16 protein-coding genes, 1 tRNA gene and 3 rRNA genes are annotated in these 25894 nt (G+C 39.7%); 11 read left to right on the top strand and 9 right to left on the bottom strand.

The window, feature by feature from the left end:
- The first annotated feature begins 174 nt into the window (after window positions 1-174).
- The 7 genes from DKL56_RS00420 (at window position 175) to DKL56_RS00390 (ending at window position 7050) form a co-directional block, all read left to right on the top strand.
- The gene (locus DKL56_RS00420) at window positions 175-1341 is read left to right on the top strand and encodes an SLAP domain-containing protein (RefSeq protein ID WP_109715001.1); all 1167 of its coding nucleotides are present in this window, start codon (window positions 175-177) and stop codon (window positions 1339-1341) included.
- Window positions 1342-1829: 488 nt separating this feature from the next.
- Window positions 1830-2591, top strand: a complete 762-nt coding sequence (locus DKL56_RS00415) for a lysophospholipid acyltransferase family protein (protein ID WP_109715000.1) — start codon at window positions 1830-1832, stop codon at window positions 2589-2591.
- A gap of 15 nt (window positions 2592-2606) precedes the next feature.
- Complete coding sequence (locus DKL56_RS00410; protein ID WP_109714999.1) at window positions 2607-3452, top strand: glycosyltransferase; 846 nt, start codon at window positions 2607-2609, stop codon at window positions 3450-3452.
- A gap of 24 nt (window positions 3453-3476) precedes the next feature.
- The gene (locus DKL56_RS00405; protein ID WP_109714998.1) at window positions 3477-4424 is read left to right on the top strand and encodes a glycosyltransferase family 8 protein; all 948 of its coding nucleotides are present in this window, start codon (window positions 3477-3479) and stop codon (window positions 4422-4424) included.
- Window positions 4421-5308 carry a lysophospholipid acyltransferase family protein gene (locus DKL56_RS00400; RefSeq protein WP_109714997.1) on the top strand — a complete coding sequence of 296 codons (888 nt, stop codon included), beginning with the start codon at window positions 4421-4423 and terminating at the stop codon, window positions 5306-5308. Before DKL56_RS00405 ends, DKL56_RS00400 begins: the two co-directional genes overlap by 4 nt.
- A 73-nt stretch (window positions 5309-5381) precedes the next feature.
- Entirely contained in the window at window positions 5382-5612 is a 231-nt protein-coding gene (locus DKL56_RS00395) for a cytochrome b5 domain-containing protein (RefSeq protein ID WP_109714996.1), read from the top strand.
- A 250-nt stretch (window positions 5613-5862) separates the two neighbouring features.
- Window positions 5863-7050 (top strand): metal-dependent hydrolase family protein, encoded by a 1188-nt coding sequence (locus DKL56_RS00390; protein WP_109714995.1) that lies wholly within the window; start codon window positions 5863-5865, stop codon window positions 7048-7050.
- A gap of 95 nt (window positions 7051-7145) precedes the next feature.
- Here DKL56_RS00390 and DKL56_RS00385 read toward each other — a convergent pair whose 3' ends face one another.
- Window positions 7146-8492 carry a uracil-xanthine permease family protein gene (locus DKL56_RS00385; protein WP_109714994.1) on the bottom strand — a complete coding sequence of 449 codons (1347 nt, stop codon included), beginning with the start codon at window positions 8490-8492 and terminating at the stop codon, window positions 7146-7148.
- Window positions 8476-9870: an amidohydrolase family protein gene (locus DKL56_RS00380; protein WP_109714993.1), complete on the bottom strand. Its 1395-nt coding sequence runs from the start codon at window positions 9868-9870 to the stop codon at window positions 8476-8478. Before DKL56_RS00380 ends, DKL56_RS00385 begins: the two co-directional genes overlap by 17 nt.
- A gap of 159 nt (window positions 9871-10029) precedes the next feature.
- On the opposite strand from DKL56_RS00380, the gene citG reads away from it, so the two are divergent.
- The gene (citG, locus tag DKL56_RS00375; protein ID WP_109714992.1) at window positions 10030-10854 is read left to right on the top strand and encodes a triphosphoribosyl-dephospho-CoA synthase CitG; all 825 of its coding nucleotides are present in this window, start codon (window positions 10030-10032) and stop codon (window positions 10852-10854) included.
- 70 nt (window positions 10855-10924) lie between these two features.
- On the opposite strand, the gene DKL56_RS00370 is transcribed toward citG, so the two are convergent.
- Entirely contained in the window at window positions 10925-12805 is a 1881-nt protein-coding gene (locus tag DKL56_RS00370; protein WP_109714991.1) for a flavocytochrome c, read from the bottom strand.
- A gap of 118 nt (window positions 12806-12923) precedes the next feature.
- On the opposite strand from DKL56_RS00370, the gene DKL56_RS00365 reads away from it, so the two are divergent.
- Window positions 12924-13850 carry a LysR family transcriptional regulator gene (locus tag DKL56_RS00365; protein WP_109714990.1) on the top strand — a complete coding sequence of 309 codons (927 nt, stop codon included), beginning with the start codon at window positions 12924-12926 and terminating at the stop codon, window positions 13848-13850.
- Window positions 13851-13904: 54 nt separating this feature from the next.
- Here DKL56_RS00365 and DKL56_RS00360 read toward each other — a convergent pair.
- From DKL56_RS00360 to DKL56_RS00345, 4 genes are all read right to left on the bottom strand, one after another.
- Window positions 13905-13977 (bottom strand) — tRNA-Asn (locus DKL56_RS00360).
- Between the two features lie 11 nt (window positions 13978-13988).
- Window positions 13989-14105, bottom strand: a 5S ribosomal RNA gene (gene rrf / locus DKL56_RS00355).
- 86 nt (window positions 14106-14191) lie between these two features.
- Window positions 14192-17099 (bottom strand): 23S ribosomal RNA (locus DKL56_RS00350).
- A gap of 222 nt (window positions 17100-17321) precedes the next feature.
- Window positions 17322-18887: ribosomal RNA gene (locus DKL56_RS00345) — 16S ribosomal RNA — on the bottom strand.
- The 16S, 23S and 5S rRNA genes sit together here with 1 tRNA gene alongside, the layout of an rRNA operon.
- A gap of 580 nt (window positions 18888-19467) precedes the next feature.
- On the opposite strand from DKL56_RS00345, the gene DKL56_RS00340 reads away from it, so the two are divergent.
- A complete protein-coding gene (locus tag DKL56_RS00340; RefSeq protein WP_109714989.1) occupies window positions 19468-20595 on the top strand; it encodes a serine hydrolase domain-containing protein in 1128 nt (375 codons plus the stop codon).
- A gap of 46 nt (window positions 20596-20641) precedes the next feature.
- Here DKL56_RS00340 and DKL56_RS00335 read toward each other — a convergent pair whose 3' ends face one another.
- On the bottom strand, window positions 20642-23491 hold the full coding sequence (locus DKL56_RS00335; protein ID WP_109714988.1) for a DEAD/DEAH box helicase: 2850 nt from the start codon (window positions 23489-23491) through the stop codon (window positions 20642-20644).
- Between the two features lie 82 nt (window positions 23492-23573).
- Complete coding sequence (locus tag DKL56_RS00330) at window positions 23574-24401, bottom strand: exodeoxyribonuclease III (RefSeq protein WP_109714987.1); 828 nt, start codon at window positions 24399-24401, stop codon at window positions 23574-23576.
- Between the two features lie 325 nt (window positions 24402-24726).
- On the opposite strand from DKL56_RS00330, the gene DKL56_RS00325 reads away from it, so the two are divergent.
- The gene (locus DKL56_RS00325; RefSeq protein ID WP_074426426.1) at window positions 24727-25737 is read left to right on the top strand and encodes a D-2-hydroxyacid dehydrogenase; all 1011 of its coding nucleotides are present in this window, start codon (window positions 24727-24729) and stop codon (window positions 25735-25737) included.
- The last annotated feature ends 157 nt before the right edge of the window (window positions 25738-25894 follow it).

Here is a 25894-nt window from a genome sequence, read left to right as displayed (position 1 = left end):
ACTAAATTTCAATTGAACTAATATTATCTTTTCCAAATCGCTTTTTAGTGAATTAATAACTTTTACATTCTAATCAAGCTATATACCTTGATACAATTGTGTTTCCAAACTATACAGGTTATTATAAGCATATTGGATATGAGTGTATAAGTTATTATCTAACAGGTGTTGAAAATGAAAAAAATAAACAGAAAAGTGCTGACTAGCATTGCAGGTATTGTGCTACTAAGTATTGGCTCTGTTAGCTTGAGCAGTGAGAGCAGTTCGATAGCTTCAGTGCAAAAATTAAATGCAGCTACTACAAAGGTACAGCTTAAAAGCAATGCATATGTATATACTAAGCGAGGCGTTCGGAAACGTGTAAAAAGCCTAAAAAAGGGACGAATTCTCAATGCATATAGCTTAGTGACAATTAAAGGGAAAAAATACTATAACATAGGTAAAGGACGCTATATTAAAAAGACAAACGTGCAAAAAACCAGTAGTAACACAGCTAGTTCAGCCTTTTTAATTCAGTTAACGAAAACGTCTCCAATATATGACGCAAATGGCAGGTCAACGAGGAATACTTTCAAAAAGGGTCTAGTCATAGCTGTAAAAGACAAAAAGCTAATCAATGGTGGTCAATTCTATGCTCTAAAGGGTAATAAGTACATTAGTGCAAGCGACGCAATTGTTCTTGGAGAAACTACACCTATTAAACCAGGAAATAGTAATGATAAGGACAATAACCAACTTGAAGATACCGCAAGCAGACGTGATAAGCCAACGCAAAAAGAAATAGATAAGTTGTTAGCAGATAACAGTGACAAATTAGGATATGCCGTATATTTTTCGGATAGTGAACTTGCGCAAATTCGAACATCTTTGTGGCAAAAAATTCAAAATTATAGAAGTTCCAATGGATATGCTCCGTATAAATCTAGCTCCGAATTAGATACATTTATTGCAAAAGTATCTTCTTCTACTGATAATATGTTTTTGTATTCAGAAGATATTAATAATGGAGACGTAGCCCAGTATCTGCCAACTTTAGCAAGTAATGGAATGAGCGCTGTTCAAGCAGTAGACCATTACAAGTATTATGGTAATTATCTTGGAGCTCCAGCAGTTTTTAATATCAAAGACCGCAATCCTGAGCATGTTGCTACAGAAATCTTTAATAGTTTGAAAAATGACCCATTTTATGAATGTAAAATTTTAGGTTTATTTGATGAAAGAGCCTATGGTGCACTTGGTTTAAACTATAACTGGGACGGAGAACGTTCTACAGTGGGCTTAGTCTTTATCGAAGTAGCTGGAACAAGTTCTGATTGGACGAATTACTATAACGCTAATTAAAATAGTTAAGAAGGCATTACTTATAAGTAATGCCTTTTGTCTATAAGAACAATCTGGTTACCGATTAGTGGCTACATTAATTCTGTCATTAAGTTTGGTAACAGGAGACAATTTTATTTCTCTATAATTCCTCGCACAAAACTTAGATTGTACTTCACTAGTTTCATTAGCACATAAGTTAGTATGATCAATCAAATGCGCAAAGTCGTCAATTGTATATTTAATTGTTCCCAACTTTATGTTATTACATATTATGATTTTGATACACCTATATTCTGGCTACTAAATAGAAACCAATTACTACTTTCAAACCATGTACTTTAAAATTTCAGCAACATGTTTTAAGCGTCTACTAAATAATAAAAGTAACTAGCTAGTTATATTTTGATTAAACTCAGTGATAACTTTTTTATAAAATATTAACATCTTTTTATTCTTACAAGATTCATGATAAAATTGTTTAATATTGTTATTGAAAGAAGGGTTTCATGGGTAAGCATACATACTACTACCAACACGAAACTGATGATTTAGTCGATAGCCATAATCAGAGTTATCAATTGCCTGATGACTATTCAATTTTTCCTACTTCTCGCATGGGTAAAATTTGGTCGGTCATTGTGCGTCCACTCGCACATCTAGTTAGCTTTGTTTACATTCGCCTAATCCTCAATGCCCGTATTGAAGGCAAACAGAAGCTGACAACAGCTGGCAACCAAGGCTTTTTTCTTTATGGCAACCATACCCAAGCATTTGGTGATGCAGTTTTGCCCCTAAGCATTATTGATGCTAAGCGCTACTACGCAATTGGAGCTCAGGCAAATTGGGGCATCCCAATATTAGGAAAACTCGTTTTGCCTTATTTTGGTCTGCCAATCGGTGAAAACCTTGACCAATCAGGTAAATTAATTCGTGCTGTTTCCACTGTTATTAAAACCGGTAAGGTCGTAGTCATTTATCCCGAAGCTCATGTTTGGCCCTACTACACCAAAATTAGGCCATTCTCTTCTACTAGTATGCACTTTCCGATTGCTGCAAATGCTCCTAGCTTTTGCATGACGACGACCTATTCAAAGCCTAAACATGGCTCTAGACCCAAAATCACTGTTTTTATTGACGGTCCTTTTTACCCAGATACTAATCTTGATAAAAAAGAGCAGCAACAAAAACTGCATGACCAGATCTTTTCTGCGATGCAAAAACGTGCAGAAAAAAGTAACTACGAATACTGCACGTATCACAAAATTTAGTTTAAGGAGTTCAACATGAATATTCTTTTTTGCGGCGATCACAACGCTGAAAATGGCATTCTTATTGCTATTCTTTCTTTATTAAAAAATAGCGGCTCAGAAGAACTCCATATTTATATTCTGACAATGTACACTCAAAGCTTTAAAAAGAAGTTTAGTCCGTTCAGTAAGCATGCGGCAGACTATTTAAAGTCACTCCTAGTTAAGCAGAATCCCAATAGCACTTTAAAATTAATGGACTGTACGGGCCTGTTTGTCAGAGAACCATTGGTAGCAAACATGAGCACGCGCTTCACGCCCTATGCAATGTTGCGCCTCTATGCTGATGAAATACCACAGCTACCAGACAAAATTCTTTATCTTGACGCTGATGTAATCGTCAGACAAAGCCTTGCCGAGTTTTACCATCAAGACCTAACAGATACTGAATTTGTTGGCGTACTCGATTACTGGGGACGTTTCTTTTTCCATAATCTGCACCAGCATCGCGCCTTCGACTATGTCAATTCAGGGGTTCTTCTACTTAATTTGCCAGAAATTAGAAAAACTAACTTGTTTGCTAAGATCAGACACCTCTTGCAAACCAGAACGGTTCTAATGCCAGACCAAACTGCACTTAATCGCTTTGCGAGCGAAAAGAAGCTTGCACCACGGCGCTATAACGAGCAATACAAATTGCAACCTGATACGGTAATTCAGCATTTTACAACTAGTTTCCGCTTTTGGCCCGTTTTTCACACCCAAACAGTCAAACCGTGGCAAGTTGATCAGGTTCACGACGTGCTGAAATTGCATGAATACGATGACATTTTGACAGAGTACCTTGACACCAAAGATAACTTGGTTAAAGATAAAGACTAAATTTTTAAAATGGAGAAATTATAAATGACAATTCCAGTTTTTTACGCAATCAGCGATGACTTCACTAAATATGCCGCTGTTTCACTAAATTCATTAGTAAAACATGCAGACTCTCAAAAGGACTATACTGTTTACTTCCTGAGCCAAGACCTCTCTGCTGAGCACAAGCAAGATTTGACTGATCTAGGTTCAGACAACGTCCATATCGAATTTTTCAAAATTAATGATGAAATTGTTGCGCCTATTCAAAACAGAAGCGAAAACTATTTACGTGCTGATTTCTTCACCATGTCAATTTTTTACCGTCTCTTTATTCCTGACCTATTTCCACAATATGACAAGGCTATTTATATCGACAGCGATACCATTGTCAACGATGATATCGGTAAGTTATATGACACAGAATTAGGCAATCACCTTTTTGGTGCATGCACAGATACATCCATTCAATTTGTTCCCAAAATGATTGCTTATATTAAAGATGTTTTGGCACTTGATCCTAAAAAGTACATTAACTCTGGAATGTTAGTTCTTAACTGTAAGGCATTTCGTGATGAAAAATTCATTGAGCATTTTATGGATCTGCTTGAAACATACCATTTCGATTGCATTGCGCCAGACCAAGACTACCTCAACGAAATGGGTGACGAGCGTATTCTGCACCTTGATTCTAAATGGGATGCGATGCCAAACGAAAATACAGCTCCGCTTGCTAATCCAAGTTTAATTCACTACAACCTGTTCTTTAAACCATGGCGTTTTACCAATGTTCAATACGAAAAATACTTCTGGGACAGTGCAAAAGAAACCAAGTTTTATTCTGAATTGAAAGCAGAACTTGATAATTATACTGAGGAGCAGCGTGAGCAAGACCGTGGCAAGCTTGACCACATGTTGGCCAAGGAAGACAAAACGGTTAGGGACCCGAACAACTGGGCACAGGTTAAAAAGCGAGGATCAGTTAGCTTATGATTATCGGCGACGATCGAGTAAGAGTAATTAAGAACATTGAAAAAGCTGTTACCAAAGGGGATTGGAGTGCCAAAGTAGAAGTTGGTGATCCGGTTTTATCATTGGATGAACGTAAAAATCTAGTTAATAACTTTTGGGCTGAACAAAGCACTTTTAAAGGCAAAGCTAACGACAAGCTGGGCCACCTTTTATTCAATACTTTAGCTAGGGTTCTAACTTCCGACACTACTTTCACTGGTCTGGAAAATCTCAATAATCTCCCTGACGGTGGAGCAATCATCACAGCTAACCATTTCAATCAAATTGACTCTCTTCCGATTAAGCACTTAGCCAATAAAACTCACCATCACATGGCAATTGCAATTGAGGACACCAACCTTAAACTTCCTGGCATCTTAAGTTACCTGATGAATTACGTTGGCACCATTCCACTAATCAAAAGCCCAAGCTACATTGGTACTGAATTTCCCAAGCATCTTCATGATGAGTTAGCAAAAAATAATTGGGTTTTGATTTTCCCTGAACAAGAAATGTGGTGGAACTATCGCAAGCCACGCAAACTTCAACGTGGTGCATATTATTTTGCCGCTCAACAAAATGTCCCGATTGTCTCAACTTTTGTTGAAATTCAAGAAAAAGATAAATTGGAAAAAGATCATCCTAATTTTTATCAAACTAAGTATATTGTTCACGTTTTACCAACAATTTACCCAGATGTTAAATTAAGTGCTAATGAAAATTCTAAAAAGATGCTTGCTCAGGACTATCAACAAAAAGTTAAGGCCTTCGAGGAAGCTTATCACCGCCAATTAGACCCAACTTTCACTCCATGGGACATTGCTGGTTGGCGCTATGACTATCAAAATAGCAAAGCAAAGAAATAGACTTAATTGTTTTTAAGGATTATCATATAGTAATAAACTAAATTATTTTAGTTCTAGAAAAGGGGTTTTTCTGATGGAGAAATTTACAAAAGAATCATTGGCAAAATTTGATGGTAAAAATGGTAATCTAGCATACGTCGCAATTGACGGCGTCGTTTACGATGTAACTGGTAACCCACACTGGGCTGAAGGTGAACACCACGGCAATTTAGCTGGTCAAGATTTGACTGTTGCAATTGGCCAATCACCTCACGGTAAAAGTGTTTTAGGCAACTTAAAAGAAGTTGGTACCTACGAAGGTTAATCTTCTATTAGGTTCAAATTTTAAAAAGTAAAAAGAACACAATTTTCGCAAAGAAAGTTGTGTTTTTTTGTTATGGCAAATTGTAAAGTTTAATCAAACTTCTTATTCATATAAGTTTGACTCACGCATGCGGATAACACCATATATCCACATATTTTTAAAATTATAATTAAAATAAAATTGACATATTATTAAATAGTTATTACAATGTGCAATTATAGCGCAGTTACTAATGAAAAGGAGATAGATTATGACGAAAACACTTTTTGCTAATTTTTCATTATTTGATGGCACCAAAAATGAAATCCAAGATAACGCTTGGTTATTAGTTGATAACGTCACCGGTAAAATCACAGAAGTTGGAACGGCTAACCCACCTACAGCCGATGAGAAAGTCGATTTAGCTGGCAAATACGTTATGCCAGGCTTAATCAATTGCCACACACATGTGACTATGAACCCCAATCCCAGTGATGGCGACACTATAGCCAATGTAGTTGCCTCAACCGTGCGTGGTGTTAAAAATTTACATACGCTTTTGAAATCAGGCGTTACTTATATTCGTGAGTGCGGGAGCATTTTTGATATTGATATTACCTTAAGTAAGCTAATCGACGCTGATCTAATTGAAAAAACTCCCGAGATTTTACCTTCGGGGCGTCCTTACTCAATGACTGGCGGTCACGGTGACTTCCCTAACTTTGGCCATTTGGTTGATTCTCCAGACGAAATGCGCAAAGCTGTTCGTCAAGGACAAAAAATTGGTGCCAAAGCAATTAAAGTTATGGCTACTGGTGGCGTCATGACCGAAAATGACTTCATGGATGATCCACAATTAAGTACAGAAGAAATCAAAGCTGCTGTCGAAGAAGCCCATCATAAAGGTAATATTGTTGCTGCCCATGCCGAAGGTAATCCGGGTATCATGAACGCAATTAAAGCAAATGTTGACTCTATCGAGCATGGTTTTTACGTTAATGACGAAGAAATTGATTTAATGCTTGCACAAAAAACCTACCTAACGCCAACAATTGTCGCTGATTGGGCCATTCCAAAATTTGGTGAGGGCCTTTTACCTGATTGGGAAATTAAAAAAGCCGCTGATGCACTAGACGATTTATGCAAAAATATCGCTCACGCTCATGATCGCGGTGTTGCAATCACTTTAGGGACAGATGCTGGGACACCGTTTAACGACTTTTCAATGACTCCAGTAGAACTGCAACTAATGGTCAAAATCGGCTTTAGTGATTATGATGCACTAATGACTTCATGCCAAAATTCTGCCAAGCTACTAAAAATTGATAATGAATATGGTACTCTTGAGCCAGATAAGTATGCTGACTTCTTAGTTTTAGATGATAATCCATTGGAAAGCGTTAAAGCCGTCCAACAGGAAGACAAAGCTGTTTATAAAAAGGGCCAACGTGCTTACTAATTACTAATAATTAAAAACCTTCTAGTTTGAACAAATGTGTTCGGTTCTAGAAGGTTTTTTATCGTAAAAATTAATCAACTGTTAAATAATTTATACTATTTTTGGACACTGGCTTTTTCTTCAGCCCTGCCAAAATGCGTATTAAATGCTAAATTCAAAACAATTGCTGCCAAAGCGCCAATCGTAATCGGTGACTTCAAGAAGTATTGCAAGAATAATGGTGCTTGAGCAATTACTTTAGCTGGAATAAGAACTAAAGCAAAAGTTAATACCATTGGAACTCCTACCACGTAAATTTGGTTACCGTTAGCTTCAGGAATAGACTTTAAGCCATTCAGCATAATAATCACACAGATAATCGCAAAAATTCCACCAATTACAGGACTCGGAATAGCTGCTAAAAAGGCTGAAAGCTTACCAACAAAACCTAAGACAACAAACCAAATTCCGACTGATAAAAATACTTTACGGCTAGCCACCCCAGTAATTGATACAACCCCTGCATTTGTGGAATAGCCTGTCATAGGCGTGCTTCCCAGTAAAGCGGCAACTAAACAACTTAGACCTTCACCAACTAGACCACGATCCCATTGTTTTTTCGTGATTTCGATTCCTGTTACATTGCTCATCGCAAACCAGGTACCCATTGTTTCGGTTGTTAGAACTATGTAAATAATTACAAAGGTAAGAATTGCGCTGAGAGAAAACTTAACACCATAATGCAAAATCGTAAATTGTGGCCATGAGAACCAGGCAGCTTTTTGTACGCTCTCCCAGCTGAACATGTGCATACTTGCCGCTGCAACGGTCCCAACGAACATCGCAATAACAATCGAACCTGCTTTTAACATGTTCTTTAGACGACCAGCATAATTGCTAAGAATGAGCACAATTAGTAATGACCCCATTGTAATTCCAGCTAAAGCAATATTTCGATTTAAATTACCGCTAGCTTGAAAGATATTGTCATTGAGTGCTGAAGGCATGAGTGAGAGGCCCACACAAGCAATAATTGTACCACCGACTACTGGTGGTACCAGCTTATTAACAACCTTCTGATAAACGCCACTTAAACCCAGCAGTACTACAAGCAAGGCACCAACAATTGTTGCCCCTAGAACCGTTGCCATTCCGCCATTAGGACCACCATTAGCCAAATAAACGCCAACTACTGCACCAACTGGTACATAAGAAGGTCCCTGAGACATTGGCATTTTCATCAAAAGTCCTGTTTGGATTAACGTGCCGATTCCACAAGCTAAAAATGCAACTTGTAAAAACCCTGTTTTTTGTGCAGCTCCCATTGATAATAAGCCTGCGATGATTAATGGTGGCACATAGACGTCCATTGCCAAAACATGCTGCAGACCCAATAGGCCAGCTTCTAGAGTAGGAACATTATCATCTGGACCGTAAATTAATCCATTATCTTTCGTCTGCATTATTTTTCTCCTTGCTTGCAGCTACTTGGCCTTGTACCATGACCTGATCAATATTTTCTTTAGTGGTTTGATAAAGCAACTTTTCAAAGCGCATTTGTGGACTTTCATCTTGAAAGGCAGTCCAATTTTGATGAACAACTTGTAAGTCGGCATAACAGCCAGCTTTGATTTCTCCTGTAGGCAGTTGTAAGCTCAAAGCTCCTCCAACCGTAGCCAGATAAAAAGCATTTTTCATCGACAATATATCGTCTTTGGTACCGCGAACCTGCGGATCCAATTCAGCATCAACTCCCTCGTAGCGCTGGTGTGAAGAGACCACTGCTTGGCGGATGTTTTGATAAATGCTTGGACTATAGCCACCAGAAATATCGGTTCCTAAACCAATCTTATTACCATTTTGTAAGATTTGTTTAGCAGGTAAAACGGCATTGCCAAAGTAGACGTTTGAAATTGGACAATGCGCCAGCCCAACCTCTTTTTCTCTAAATAAAGCTATATCATCATCATTTAATAAAGTGCCATGCGCCATTACGGACTTATCTGTCAATAACCCAAACTGATCTAAAACTTCAGCATCTCGTTTATTGTAATGTTCTAACGCATAGCCATTTTCCCAATCGCTCTCACTACAATGAGATTGCACTTGAAGATCATACTTCTGCGCCAATTGCCCTAATCCAAGCAGTGCCTCATCTGTACAGCTTGGCAAAAAACGTGGCGTAATAACAGGTGTAGCTGGAATAGTCTCATTTTCATTTAGCTCAAAAACAGCCTTGATAAAAGATTCAGTTTCAGTTAGCGCTTGTGCAGCAGTTTGGTCACGATAATTTTCAGGCGTTTGCTCAGGATTATCCATCACAACTTTGCCGACAAATCCACGCTGGTGGTACTTTAAACAAGCCTTGACCAATTCCAAGTTACCAGAATTGTGAACTGAACCAAAATAAAGAGCGGTGGTGGTTCCCTGAGCCAGTAGTTCCTGAACTAAATCCTCATAGACTTTTTGCGCAAAATCCGAACTTTTATATTTTTCCTCTAATGGAAAAGTATAAACGTTGAGCCAGTCTTCCAGTGGTAAATCCAATGCTACTCCCGCATTGGGCCATTGTGGTGCATGAATATGTAAGTCAATAAAACCTGGTAAAATTACTTGATCATCGTCTAGTTTTAGTAAGCAGTCTCCCTTACTTGCTGTATCTTTAACTTCTTGATAGTTAGCATCCCCTGACTGAATAATTTCAGCAATATAGCCCTGACTATCAATACAAATTAGAGCTTTTTCTTGATACTCAATCTCATCTGGACTGATTGCAGTATAATAATTTCCTTGAATAACAGTTGAAAAATTAATGGTTCTCTCCTCCTTAATATCGAACATTTTTGTTATGTTATAGTTTTAATATTCGCATATTTATTGTAACAAACTAACTTAGCAGAGGACAACTTTATTTTCAAAAGTTATTCATTACTATAAACCAAGTGGCGTATACTGATTGTGACAAAACATTAAACTTTAAGAAATACAGTAAAATCTACTATGACTAATTCAATTACTCAAAATGCCCTTCGGGCGCTTTTATACGAAGTTGTTACACAACCTAAACCAGGTCTCGTCGATCCCTTAAGCCAGGGACCGCATCCCGATATGAATATTTATACTTTTATTGATAGTAGCTTGAGCTTAGAGCACTATTTTTCTGAAGCAGTTGAGATCGGTCAAACCTTTCAGTCAACTGATTTAACGCAAATGTTTCAGCAATTGAGACAACAAGGTATTTTGGCTGAAAAAGAGATGTACACCGCTACTAAAGGAATAAATACTCATAAAGGTGCTATTTTTTCTTTAGGTATTTTTGTTTGTGCTGAAAGTTACAGTAAGAAAAATCAAACTGAAATATTTACTACAATTAAACGGATGTGTCATGGCTTAGTAGAGCACGATCTAATTAGCAACAATAAACTGCAAACTGCAGGCGAAAAAGAATACCAGCAATATGGTACAGGCGGTGCGCGCCAACAGGCTGAACAAGGCTACCCTATCATTAGCGATATCGCCTTACCTTTTTTAAAAAATAGTTCTGGTAGTTTACAAGTGCGTCTTCTAGACACATTGATGAAAATTGCCACAATTACTGTTGATAGCAATTTAATCAAGCGAGCGGGTAATTATGATGCTGTTAAATGGCTTCAGAAACGCGCTCTTAGGTATTTAGAACTGGGAGGCTATGATTCTCCATTAGGTAAAAAAGAACTCTTAAAATTAAACCAGGAGTGCTTGGAAAAGAACTATAGTTTAGGAGGCTGTGCCGACCTATTAATTGTGACTATCTTTTTGGGTTTAGAAAAAGGCTACATTGTCTAGAACAAAAAAATACTAGCTAATCTATTTAGATTAACTAGTATTTTTCGTTTAAGTAAAAATCACAATATGATTAATGGTGTGATGCACCACTTACTGCATCAGTATCTTCAATTTCACTGCATGCTGTATCGGCAGCAATACGACCAAAGGTAAAGATATCAGCCAAGGAGTTACCGCCAAGACGGTTACCAGCGTGCAATCCACCGGCAACTTCACCGGCCGCATATAAGCCAGGAATCACTTGATCTTTTTCATTAAGTACTTGTGCCTTTGGATTAATCTTTAAACCACCCATTGTGTGATGAATTGCTGGTTTACGTGGTGTTGCATAAAATGGTGCAACTTCACACTTAAGGTTGAATGCACTTTTACCAAATTCTGGATCATTTCCGGCATCAACATATGAATTATATTTCTTAATAGTATTAACTAATGTATCTGGATTCATGCCAGCTTTTTCAGCTAATTCTTCTAATGTATCAGCTTTTAGAAGAGTGCCTGCCTTAACTTGAGCTTCGAGTGATTCTTCTGTGGTATTGTAGGCTGTCTTTTTAATTTTATCGTCTGCAATTAAGTAAAATAGGGTTCCATTAGCAATCGCAGCTTTGGCAAGGGTGTCACGTTCTGCAAACTCGTTAACAAAACGTTCACCTTTTTGGTTAACCATAATAAAGTTTTCTGGTGGTGTTTGAATTCCAGTAAACAATTCACCTGTCTTAGGATCTGAAACTGGCATCAATTGAATAAAGCCCATACCAACTAAGTCTGCACCTGCTTCTTTACCTAAGGCGATACCATCACCGGTAATTGCTGGCGAGTTAGTTGTCGCAATATCATCATCAATGTGTTCCCAGTATGTATTGTACTTTTGCACCATTTTGGTATTTGCACCAAAACCACCAGAAGTCAAAATAACCTTCTGCGCATGAATAGTGATCTTATTGCCGTTACTACCTTGTGCAACGACACCAGTCACTTCACCATTTTCAATGATTAAATGTGTTGCCCTTGTTTCAGTTAAAACTGTAGCACCATGGTCTTCAATCCAATCACCTAAAACATGAATAAAGGCATAACCCATTGGCTCAACAGGCTTGTGACCACGACGCCACAATGCCCCAACTGGCATTGTCACGTCTGAACGATCAAATTTAACACCTAAATCTGTTAGCCACTTAACTGAATCAAGTACATTGTTAACAAGTTCAGTAACTAAAGCATAGTTACCGTGAATTTCATTGCCATTTAAGTCTGTTCTTTTACCACCTAAATAAGTTTGAATTTCGTGTAGTAAAACTGAATCAAACAAGTAGTCGGCGCCAGATTCAACATATTCATTAATTTGTTGTTGTAGTTTCTTAAAATCTTCCTGATATTCAGGATCAATTTCTTCAATTGGAGTTTGAGCAAGCTTTTCAAGACTTTCTTTTTCACCAGAAAGGGCTTTAAATTGATTTTGCCATTCTGGCTCAGCCGCATTAAGTGGACCACCTGCTCTTGTAGTATTACCACCAATTTGAGGATACTTTTCAAGCACAACAACTTTTTTGTTATTTTGAATTGTTCGTGCTGCTGCAGTTAAGCCTGCACCACCAGCACCAATTACAACAACATCGGTATTATATTCCTCATCTTGTCCTGCATCTGCACTAGGCTTAGGACGATTAGCCCATTCTTCTGGATCGCCGCCGGCCTCTTTGATTGCTTGACTGACGCCATCAACAAGGCCATGACTTGAAATTGTGGCACCACTGACAGCATCTACGTTTAAAGTTTGATTATTGATAATTTGTTCTGGTAAACGTTTAAAAACTTCGTCTGCTACACCCTTGGTTTCACCACTTGAATCGACTGTTATTTCTTCAATCCGATCTTGTGAAAGTGTAACTTTCATTGGCATAAAACTTGAGCCATGTCCCTTAGCTTCTACAGCATATGTACCTGGTTTCATTTCGAGTTATTCCTCCTTATTTACATCTTTAATAACTAAATTTTACTAGCTTTCAATATTTAGTTGAAATACTTTTATAGCAAGTAAGCTATAATAAAAATGTTATCGGAGAAAGAATATGAAAGATCCAGAAATTTTAATCCATTATCTTGACGTTTTATTAAAGAAAAGTAATTTTACGCGCGCAGCACGTGAACTCTATATTTCTCAACCTTATTTAACCCAACTAATTAAACGGATTGAGCGCAAGCTAGGTACTAAAATACTAAATAGAGATGTTGCACCCTATACTTTAACCAAAGCTGGCGTAATCTATTATAAGTATCTTGAAACAGCTATTACTAATAACCAAAAGCTAGAAGATAAACTTACACCTTATACTGATCCGAACAAAGAAATCGTTCGAATAGGGATACTGGAGAGCCTAGGCACCTTTTTATTGCCGGAACTCTTACCTGAATTTCTTGCTCAAAATCCTAACATCAAGGTTCAACTAACAGAGACTTACCCTAGAAAAAGTGAAGCTCAACTTCTAGCTGAACAAGTAGATTGCTACATTGGCCAAACACCTGAATCACTAAGCAGTGGGCTAGATTTTTATGTTAATGGTGGTGAAAACTACTACATTATTATTTCGCCAAAATCAAAGTACTTTAAAAAAGGGCGCTTTATCCTTGAACCAGATGAATATGATATCAAAACAATTATCAAGGAACCTTTTGTTGTCAGTTCTTCAAATTCCGCTATTCGTCACCAAGTTAATGGTGTATTTCAAAAATTTCATGTCAAACCAAATATTGTATTAGAAACTAATAGTATTCTAACCGCAACTAACTTAGCCATTAAAGGAGTTGGCTTAACTATTTCAGCCGCAAGTATAATCAAGCGTATGAACCAAACACCAATTAACCTTTTACCCTTAAATGAAAACATCATTACCGTTAAGTACTTTATTGCAGTAAAGAAAGGGATTAAACAAAAAGAAGGTGTCAAAAAACTAATTGCGAAGTTTATGGAAAAGAGTATTCAGCCAAATATCCGATAAATATGAATACAACAAAAAAGAGGATCAATTAAGATCCTCTTTTCTTGTACTTTGCTCCGGCTGTCAGACTCGAACTGACGACATCTTGATTAACAGTCAAGCGCTCTACCAACTGAGCTAAGCCGGAATATTAAAAAAGCACGGCAGCGTCCTACCCTCGCAGGCAGTCTCCCACCAACTACTCTCGGCGTGAAGAAGCTTAACTGCTGTGTTCGGCATGGTTACAGGTGTTTCCTTCTTGCTATTGCCACCGTACTTTTTTCCTTTGAGCTTTTACACTCAAAACTAAATATAATCCTCTTTGAAAAACCTATCCGCTCTCTTCCAGATCGCTCAAGCTTGTGGTCAAGTCCTCGACTGATTAGTACTAGTCCGCTCCAAACCTCACGGCTCTTCCACTCCTAGCCTATCTACCTCTTAGTCTTTGAGGTGTCTTACTACTTTCGTATGGGAAATCTCATCTTGAGGGGGGCTTCGCACTTAGATGCTTTCAGCGCTTATCCCTTCCATACTTAGCTACCCAGCTATGCCTTTGGCAAGACAACTGGTACACCAGCGGTATGTCCATCCCGGTCCTCTCGTACTAAGGACAGCTCCTCTCAAATTTCCAACGCCCACGACGGATAGGGACCGAACTGTCTCACGACGTTCTGAACCCAGCTCGCGTGCCGCTTTAATGGGCGAACAGCCCAACCCTTGGGACCTACTTCAGCCCCAGGATGCGACGAGCCGACATCGAGGTGCCAAACCTCCCCGTCGATGTGAACTCTTGGGGGAGATAAGCCTGTTATCCCCAGGGTAGCTTTTATCCGTTGAGTGATGGCCCTTCCATGCGGTACCACCAGATCACTAAGCCCGACTTTCGTCCCTGCTCGAGTTGTCGCTCTCGCAGTCAAGCTCCCTTATACCTTTACACTCTGTGAATGATTTCCAACCATTCTGAGGGAACCTTTGGGCGCCTCCGTTACTCTTTAGGAGGCGACCGCCCCAGTCAAACTGCCCATCAGACACTGTCCCATACCTCGCTTAGAGGTCCTGGTTAGAGCAGCCATCAAACAAGGGTAGTATCCCAACATTGCCTCTGATAACACTGGCGTGCTATCTTCTCTGGCTCCTACCTATCCTGTACATGTTTAACAGCTACTCAATATCAAATTGCAGTAAAGCTCCATGGGGTCTTTCCGTCCTGTCGCGGGTAACCCGCATCTTCACGGGTATTATAATTTCACCGAGTCTCTCGTTGAGACAGTGCCCAAATCATTACACCTTTCGTGCAGGTCGGAACTTACCCGACAAGGAATTTCGCTACCTTAGGACCGTTATAGTTACGGCCGCCGTTTACTGGGGCTTCAGTTCGTTGCTTCGCTTACGCTAACAACTCTCCTTAACCTTCCAGCACCGGGCAGGTGTCAGCCCCTATACGTCGTCTTTCGACTTTGCAGAGACCTGTGTTTTTGATAAACAGTTGTTTGGGCCTATTCACTGCGGCTGGCTTTTACACCAGCACCCCTTCTCCCGAAGTTACGGGGCTATTTTGCCGAGTTCCTTAACGAGAGTTCTCTCGCTCACCTTAGTGTTCTCCACTCGACTACCTGTGTCGGTTTGCGGTACGGGTACGTTAGCTCTCACTAGAAGCTTTTCTTGGCAGTGTGACTCTTGAACCTTCGCTACTTTAATTTCGCTCCTCATCACAACTTGTGCTTTCTAGATAGAAGCATTTAACTCTTATCTACACTTATTGCTTAAACATGGATATCCAGCACCATGCGTTCTTTGCCTCCTGCGTCCCTCCTTCGCTATTAACGATCTAACGCAGTACAGGAATTTCTACCTGTTGTCCATCGACTACGCCTTTCGGCCTCGCCTTAGGTCCCGACTTACCCTGGGCGGACGAGCCTGCCCCAGGAAACCTTAGTCTTTCGGCGGATAGGATTCTCACCTATCTTGCGCTACTCATACCGGCATTCTCACTTCTAAGCGCTCCACTTATCCTCTCGATTAAGCTTCGCCGCACTTAGAACGCTCTCCTACCACGTGTATTACTACACATCCACAGTTTCGGTACTATGCTTAGCCCCGGTAAATTTTCGGCGCAGCGTCACTCGACTAGTGAGCTATTACGCACTCTTTTAATGATGGCTGCTTCTAAGCCAACATCCTAGTTGTCTACGCAACTCCACATCCTTTTCCACTTAGCATAGATTTTGGGACCTTAACTGGTGATCTGGGCTGTTTCCCTTTCGACTACGGATCTTATCACTCGCAGTCTGACTCCAGTGCTTTGATATATGGTATTCGCAGTTTATCTGAACTCAGTAACCCTTGATGGGCCCCTCATCCAAACAGAGCTCTACCTCCATTATCATCCTCGCACCAGGCTAGCCCTAAAGCTATTTCGGAGAGAACCAGCTATCTCCAAGTTCGTTTGGAATTTCACCGCTACCCACAACTCATCCCCGCAATTTTTAACTTACGTGGGTTCGGTCCTCCAGTGCGTTTTACCGCACCTTCAACCTGGTCATGGGTAGGTCACTTGGTTTCGGGTCTACATCAACTAACTATCTCGCCCTCTTCAGACTCGCTTTCGCTCCGGCTCCGTCTTTTCTGACTTAACCTCGCTAATTAACGTAACTCGCCGGTTCATTCTACAAAAGGCACGCCATCACCCTTTAATGGGCTTTGACTACTTGTAGGCACACGGTTTCAGGTTCTCTTTCACTCCCCTTCCGGGGTTCTTTTCACCTTTCCCTCACGGTACTGGTTCACTATCGGTCACAATTTAGTATTTAGCCTTGCGAGATGGTCCTCGCTGCTTCAATCGGGATTCCTCGTGTCCCGACCTACTCAGGATTCTGCTCGGCGTCTCTTGGATTTCGCTTACGGGGCTCTCACCCTCTCTGGCTTACCTTCCCAGATAATTCTGCTATCCGCCTTACTACCTTCTTGCAGTCCTACAACCCCATATGATAAATCATATGGTTTGGGCTCTTTCCGTTTCGCTCGCCGCTACTTGGGAAATCGATTTTTCTTTCTCTTCCTGCAGCTACTTAGATGTTTCAGTTCACTGCGTCTTGCCCTATATACCTATCTATTCAATATATAGTAATGCATCGCTGCATTGGGTTCCCCCATTCGGAAATCTCCGGATCATTGCGTACTTACTGCTCCCCGAAGCCTTTCGTGGTTCGTCACGTCCTTCTTCGCCTTATTGTGCCTAGGCATTCACCGTGCGCCCTTCTTTTCTTGACCTTTCCTTAAGTCATTCGTTCTTTTCGAACTCTCTCGGTCGCTCTTGCAATCTGTTCTCTTTGATTGTTTCTCGGTTTTTCTTGGATTATATTCAGTTTTCAATGTACTAACTCTTTTGAGGTACTACCCTCAAAACTAAACAATGTTCTCGCTACTCATGTGCTTCCTGCTTTACAAGACTTCTGCTAGTATCTCTACTCTCCGTCTTGCTTGCTTCCTTAGAAAGGAGGTGATCCAGCCGCAGGTTCTCCTACGGCTACCTTGTTACGACTTCACCCTAATCATCTGTCCTACCTTAGACGGCTGACTCCTTTACAGGTTATCTCACCGGCTTTGGGTATTACAAACTCTCATGGTGTGACGGGCGGTGTGTACAAGGCCCGGGAACGTATTCACCGCGGCATGCTGATCCGCGATTACTAGCGATTCCAGCTTCATGCACTCGAGTTGCAGAGTGCAATCCGAACTGAGATTAGCTTTAAGAGATTCGCTTGCCTTCACAGGTTCGCTCCTCGTTGTACTAACCATTGTAGCACGTGTGTAGCCCAGGTCATAAGGGGCATGATGACTTGACGTCGTCCCCACCTTCCTCCGGTTTGTCACCGGCAGTCTCATTAGAGTGCCCAACTTAATGCTGGCAACTAATAATAAGGGTTGCGCTCGTTGCGGGACTTAACCCAACATCTCACGACACGAGCTGACGACAGCCATGCACCACCTGTCTTAGTGTTCCCGAAGGAAACACCCTATCTCTAGGGTTGGCACTAGATGTCAAGACCTGGTAAGGTTCTTCGCGTTGCTTCGAATTAAACCACATGCTCCACCGCTTGTGCGGGCCCCCGTCAATTCCTTTGAGTTTTAACCTTGCGGTCGTACTCCCCAGGCGGAGTGCTTAATGCGTTAGCTGCAGCACTGAGAGGCGGAAACCTCCCAACACTTAGCACTCATCGTTTACGGCATGGACTACCAGGGTATCTAATCCTGTTCGCTACCCATGCTTTCGAACCTCAGCGTCAGTTACAGACCAGAGAGCCGCCTTCGCCACTGGTGTTCTTCCATATATCTACGCATTTCACCGCTACACATGGAGTTCCACTCTCCTCTTCTGCACTCAAGAAAAACAGTTTCAGTTGCCGTTCCTCGGTTAAGCCGAGGGCTTTCACAGCTGACTTGTTCTCCCGCCTGCGTTCGCTTTACGCCCAATAAATCCGGACAACGCTTGCCACCTACGTATTACCGCGGCTGCTGGCACGTAGTTAGCCGTGACTTTCTGGTTGATTACCGTCAAACATAGATCAGTTACTACCCATGTCCTTCTTCACCAACAACAGAGCTTTACGATCCGAAAACCTTCTTCACTCACGCGGCGTTGCTCCATCAGACTTGCGTCCATTGTGGAAGATTCCCTACTGCTGCCTCCCGTAGGAGTTTGGGCCGTGTCTCAGTCCCAATGTGGCCGATCAGTCTCTCAACTCGGCTATGCATCATTGCCTTGGTAAGCCGTTACCTTACCAACTAGCTAATGCACCGCGGGCCCATCCTTTAGTGACAGCTCGAAAGCCGCCTTTCATAGCTTGAGCATGCGCTCTTACTTCTTATTTGGTATTAGCACCTGTTTCCAAGTGGTATCCCAAGCTAAAGGGCAGGTTGCCCACGTGTTACTCACCCATCCGCCGCTCGCGCTATTAAATTCCTACCGAAGTATTCCTTTAACTTTGCTCGCTCGACTTGCATGTATTAGGCACGCCGCCAGCGTTCGTCCTGAGCCAGGATCAAACTCTCATTTTTAAATGTTTGTTTGAATGTTTGCTCATTCGTTCCAAGATTTGCATCTCGGATTTATTTGCTTGCGAAATTGACTTCGCTCTTTTGTTTTGGGTTCTTTAAACCCGCACATTTTTGCGAAAACATTGTTCAGTTTTCAAGGTACTACCCGCTACTTATTGCAGCGCCTTAGATATTTAATCAGAACTTGTTCTCTTTGTCAAGAACTTTTTTCTAACATTTATCTTCGACTTGCCTTAGCAGCGTTTGTCATCTTACTAAACCTGCTAACTTTTGTCAACTGGTTTTGCTCGATTTTTTTGTCGTTCAATCGCTTGAGCTGTTGTGCCCTGTGTCCTGACGACAGTTATTAATACTAGCAACTATTTCTCTTTTTGGCAAGTACTTTTTGCTATTTTTTTGTAGCACTTAAAAAAACCATATGCTCGTAGTGGTTTCCCAACTCTTGCAAATATTACATTGTTGCTTTAATAGTTTTAAACTTTATCCGCTTTGTTAACGAAAATTAACCTTTTTCACATATCTTTGTTAAAGCGAACGTTCTATAATACATCTTAATAACTGTAAGGGAGAATATTATATCTTGAAACGTAAATTTATCGCTTTGGCTGCAGCATTAGTTATTGGTGCTTCTGCGTCAACTGCTCTTTCTACTACTTCGGTTAGCGCGGCACCTACAACTAACAGTCAAACCGAAATGTACAATTTTGTTAGGAATACTTTTAAAAAGCATCATGTTCGTGGCATCGTAACCGTGGTAAAAGATGGTGTGCCACAAACAATTAGTTATGGCTATGCTTGGTACGGCAAGCGCATCGGTAATGGCAGTAAAAATGTTACCTATCCGTCCGCTTCATTACAAAAAGTAGTCACTGCCGCAATGATTGTTCAACTAATTAATGAAACCAAAAATACGGATCAATCTTTTACCCAAAACACAAAGATTTCACGTTGGTATCCTAATTTAAAAAATGCTAACAATATTACAGTTGGCAATCTAATGTCACATACTTCTGGTATTACGGCTACGCAAACCGAAATTGATCGGGGTGTTGTTTATTCCGAAGCAGATTCAATTGACTGGGTTGTTAAAAATATCAACGCTTCTAAAGCAGATAGTGTAGGTAATTATCATTACAATAATAGTAACTACATTTTGCTTGCTGGCATCATTCGCCAAGTTACCGGAAAGTCTTATGAAGATAACTTTGAAAGCCGCATCGTTAAAAAACTTAACTTGCAAAGAACATACCTTTACCAAGGCATCCCTAAGGGAATAACAGATCCCATTTCTTACTATTCAAATGGTGGCAAGAACTACCAGCAATCTAGTTACGTTAAAGCCAGTCTTGCCTCCCAAATTCCTGGTGCCGGTAACTTATTTACCACAACAGACGAATATTACAAAATACAGGTTGGTCTAAGTGACGGTAGTATCCTAAGTAAGGATGATTTTTATTACTTAACTCACTTGAAGAGTAAAGTTACCGATTACTGCGGCGGAATGTATTTAAGGAATAAAGAAACTCTCAAATCCGCTTATGGTAGTTTATATGGGCTTCACTTTGGCACCTGGGTTCAGTTAACAACCGATAATCAAAACGGCATTGTCATGTTTTTAAATCAGACTAATGATGTTGAAAACGACGAAAAAGATGTAGGCTACGAAATCCTTCAGCACATCAAGCCTAATACATTTGTTTCAAGATAAATTATCTATTTAAAAAAGCTTCTTTAATCATAAAGAAGCTTTTTTCTTATTCTTCAAATAGTAGTTCATACATTTTGGCTTCAAGTGGATGTTTAAGTAGCAAGTTCATCCCAACCGCAGCCTTTTTCTTTGGACCTAACTGCTCTTCTTTAACGGTTCTTTTTTGAATTTCCGCTTGGCCAAGATAGAAAAATTGTTTACCAATTGCATCGCTTTTCTTAACAAATAGGTGAAGCTTCATTTCGGGTGTATTCAATAATCTCTGAACTTCATCAGAATCTATATGACGTGGCGAACGCGTGTACCATCTTAAGCTGCGACCGTCTTCTAGAGTATTGTTGTACACAGCATTCCGCTTTTTTGATGAGTCTTTTTTATAAGTAATAAAAATCGGCGTTTCATCTTTATCAACACGATAACCGTACATTGGTGCAGAAACATCCTTCGGCCAATTAAGCAGCCTACAAGCATCTTTTCGATCATATTGCTCGTAAAGCGTGAATTGCTTTTGGTTATCATACTTTTGGTTAAGCGCCAAACCAGTTTTAACAACATCGGTAAACAATTGCTTAAACTGCTGGTTATGATTAAGTGCTTCCTCTAATTGCGGCGCTAGTTGATAAGTGAATAAATCTGGTCGTTCAATAAGTGCTTGATCACCATATTGCTCTTTCTTGGTAGTCTTTCCTTGCTTAATATCAAAGAAATTCAACGTCAAAATATCATCAACTGAGTTTAAAACGGCAGAATTAACATACGCACCATAATCGCGCAGCACCTGCTCGTACTCAGTTTGGCTGACTGACTTGTCTGTCAATAATTGTTTGAGCAGTAGCAGTTCATGCGGTCTTTTTCCATTCAGCAATTCTTTCGTTACAAACGATAAAACGGCACTCTCATATTCAGTCAACTTTATCGGCTCACCCATTTTAGCTAAAAACTCACCGTAATGAGCCAAAGCGTGGTTGTTAGCAAAAACTTCAGGCGAAGTCGAGCCATAACGATAAAAATCATATAAAAGCGGCGGTCTACCCGTTTTTTCTTTTAGCTCAATATAAGACTGACGCAGTTCCTTTATGCTATCGAGCTTTATTCGGTCGAGCGATGCTAATATTTTGCTGGAAGCAACTTGCGTAAAGTTAATTGTTGAAACATCAATAAATCCAGGCAAAGTACTCTCTTCGCGTACACGGTCAATGTCTCTACTGTCGTCTTGATTCAAAGAAATCGGAATTAGGTAATTATTTTTATAGTTACCAATAAAATCAATGACGGTTACATAGTCTTTTCCAGGATACTTACGTAGACCTCGGCCAAGCTGCTGAATAAACACAATACTTGATTGCGTATTACGCAGCATCACAATCTGATTCAGTGCTGGAATGTCAATTCCCTCGTTAAAGAGATCAACTGTAATAATATATTCAATTTTTCCCTCTTCGAGTTGGCGCACGACTTGCAGTCTTCTTTTTTCACTATCTTCATTAGTCAGCGCAATTGCTGGATGTCCTTTAGCTGAAAAAATTTCTGCTAGCTCGCGTGCTTCTTCTTGTCTACTGCAAAAAACCAATCCCTTAGCTTGGTCACCGCAGTAGCCATAATAATCAATTTGCTTTAAGATGTAGTCCACTCGTTTTGGCGCTAATAAACGGCGGAGATTGGCCGTTTCATCAATGCTTTCGCCATCGACTTCGTAATCCTCAACCCCAACATAATGAAACGGTGCAAGCATTTTTTCTTCTAATGCCCCACGCAAGCGAATTTCATAGGCTAAATTGTAATCGAACAGCTGATATACATCCTGGTTATCCATACGCTCAGGGGTTGCAGTCATTCCCAGCCAAAACTTAGGCGTGAATTTATCAAAAACACGTTGGTAACTCGGTGCAGCCGCTCTATGTGCCTCGTCAATTAAAATGTAATCAAATTCAGTTGCCTGCAAATTATCCAGTACTTCTGGTTGGCTCAACGTTTGAACTGTTGCAAAAGTATATTGGCAATTTAAATCATGCTTATGACCTGTCAATAACCCATAATTTTTTCGTTCCCCGCCAATAACCTGATAAAAGCTATCTAGTGCCTTTTTAGCAATTTGTTCACGGTGCACTACATACAAAAATTTATGTGGTTTAAAATTACGCACAGCAAAAGCACCCAAATAAGTTTTACCTGTTCCAGTCGCTGAAACAATTAACCCTTTATTTTTACCCTCTTCAACTAAACCATCTAATTCCTGTAACGCAGCCTTTTGCATTTGATTTGGCTCAATTGGTTGACTAGAAGCTACTTTTTGGGATTTTCTTGACTGATATTGAGTAGGTTTTACCCAATTATCTTCATAATTTTTCAGCCATTCCAGTGATAGCGGCTGACTCTCTTGACTTAACTTTTTCAGTTCAGTTGCAAGCTGTTCCGCTAATGCAGCATTTTCCTTGGAGCTGACTTTTAACGCCCATTCATAATTACTGAGTAATGCCGAACGAGTAAAGTTTGCACTACCAATGACAACTGTTTGCCAATTTTCATGCTGGAAAAGGTAGCCTTTGGCATGAAATCCCCTTGGAGAAGCAACTTTTACCGTTAAATTCTCAATTTTTAAGAGCTCATGGAAAACTTTTGGATCGTTGAATGCAAGATAATCACCCGTAATTAAGGTACCCGAGACACCCTTTTTAGCTAAATCAGCCATTACTACTTTGAATGGCACAAGCATATCTTGCGTGATAAATGCAACCGCCCACGTAAAGCCTTGGCAGCTCAAAAGTTCTTGCCTGATAGTTAACCAGATATTAGAGCCTTTTGTATTCTGCAAAAGCTGGGGATTGAGCAGTTCATGCCCCGGATACGTTTGATCATATAAGCCATTAAGAATCGCATCTTGCAACGGTTTAGTCATCTAATTTCCTCAAAACCTTCTATATGTAATAAATAAAAAGAAAAAGAAATCCAAATTCATGGATTTCTTTTAATCATATGTTTTACAAATCAATATCCAGCAAAATTGGACAATGATCGGCACGTGCGCCAGTATCCATCATCTCTGAACGCTTTACCTTGTCAGCAATTCTGTTACTTGTAATCCAGTAGTCTATTCTCCAGCCAGAATTATTGGCTTTGGCAGTTCTAATTCTTTGGGCCCACCATGAATAAACACCTTCAACATTACCATTAATTTCTCTAAAAGTATCAGTGAAGCCAGCATTAAGCAATTTAGTAAAGCCTGCACGCTCTTCATCGGTAAAGCCAGCAGAATGATGGTTATTATCTGGATGCTTCAAATCAATTTCTTCATGCGCACAATTATAGTCGCCACTTGCCAAAACTGGTTTTTTATCATCTAAAGTTTTTAGGTATTCAGTATATTTTTCGTCCCAAATTTGACGCTCTTGTAATCTTTTCAGACCATTACCAGAGTTTGGTGTATAAACTTGGGTAACAAAATACTCTGGAAACTCTAATGTAATAATGCGACCTTCTTGGTCCATTGGCTCTGGAGCACCAATTTCTGGAAAAGTCACTTCGGGCTTAAGTCCCTTTTTGTATAGATACATTGTTCCGGCATAGCCTTTACGTGCTGGCTCTTCTGAAGAACGCCACACTATTTCATATTCAGGAAATTCCGTTGCTAAAACTTCTAAGTGCTTTTTAGTTGGACCAGTTGCACGCAATTTAGTTTCTTGAATTGCAATAATGTCTGCATCCTGATCATGTATTTTTGCCAAAACTTTGCGTGTTTCCTCAGCTCTTGAAGAGGTCCCCGTTAAAGCGGCATTCAATGAATCAATATTCCATGAAATTAAGATCATTTTTTTCTCCTTTTAAAACCGTCTTCTACATTATATAGTTTTTTATGACTGGCACAAAGATTCATTGAAAAATTTACCTAATATTATTAATAGTTGCACTATTTACATAAAAGAAAAATTGTTACCAATTTCACGACTTTTAGAAAAACTTATTTAAATGAGTATTCTAGCTTAATTAGTTGGTACTCAATAAATGTAAGCGCTTATTGAAAAATCAACTTTTTTCGAAAATTATCTTTTTCACATTTTTATATTTTTAATTCAGTTAGCACAAGTGTATAATAGCACAAGAGAAAGTAATAACGATTTTTGGAGGTTAGATTTTATGACTAAAATTTATGCTTATGCGATTCGTAAAGACGAAGAGCCTTATGTTCGCGAGTGGAGCGACGCTCACAGAGATGTTGATGTTGAATACACTGATCAACTTTTAACACCTGAAACTGCTGAATTAGCTAAGGGTGCTGACGGTGTTGTTACTTACCAACAATTAGACTACAAAGCTGACACAATTGAAGCTTTAGACAGACTTGGTATTCGTAACTGGTCAATCCGTAACGTTGGTATCGACAACATTGACTTAAAGAAGGCTAAGGAACTTGGCTTTAAGTTAACTAATGTTCCTGTATACTCACCAGATGCTATTGCTGAACATGCAGCTATTCAAGCAGCTAGAGTTTTACGTCAAGATAAAGCTATGGACGAAAAGCTTGCTAAGCATGATTTACGTTGGGCTCCTACAATTGGTCGTGAAGTTCGTGACCAAACTGTTGGTGTTGTTGGTACTGGACATATTGGTCAAGTATTCATGAAAATTATGGAAGGCTTTGGCGCAAAAGTTATTGCCTACGATATTTTCCAAAACCCTATTCTTAAGAAGAAGGGCTACTATGTAGATACTTTAGATGAACTTTACGCTCAATCTGATGTAATTTCACTTCACGTACCTGATGTTCCTGAAAATATCCACATGATTAACGACGAATCAATCAAGAAGATGAAAGATGACGTTGTTATTGTTAACGTATCACGTGGTCCTCTTGTTGATACTGATGCAGTTATTCGTGGCCTTGATTCAGGTAAGATCTTCGGCTTCGTAATGGATACTTATGAAGGTGAAGTTGGTATTTTCAACGAAGACTTCTCTAATAAAGAATTACCTGACAAGCGTTTAGCTGACTTAATCGCTCGTCCAAATGTTTTGGTAACTCCTCACACAGCATTCTACACAACACACGCTGTTCGTAACATGGTTATCAACTCATTTGACAACAACTTGAAGTTAATCAAGGGCGAAACTCCTGACACTCCAGTTGATTTGGATAAAGAATTTTAATTTCATAAAAACTTATTTCCCTTCTTAAACACATTTAATGATTTGACTTTAATAAAAAGGCACCGATTTTACTTACTCGGTGCCTTTTTTGTCTTTCATTATTAAGTAATCTTGCTAAGAGCAGTTAAAAACAGTAAGTACATTATATAAAATTAAA

It is taken from the genome of Lactobacillus apis, assembly GCF_003150935.1.
GTDB classification, from domain to species: domain Bacteria; phylum Bacillota; class Bacilli; order Lactobacillales; family Lactobacillaceae; genus Lactobacillus; species Lactobacillus apis.
Note: the sequence above shows the minus strand (reverse complement) of the source record. Positions and strands in the feature narration are given on the sequence as shown.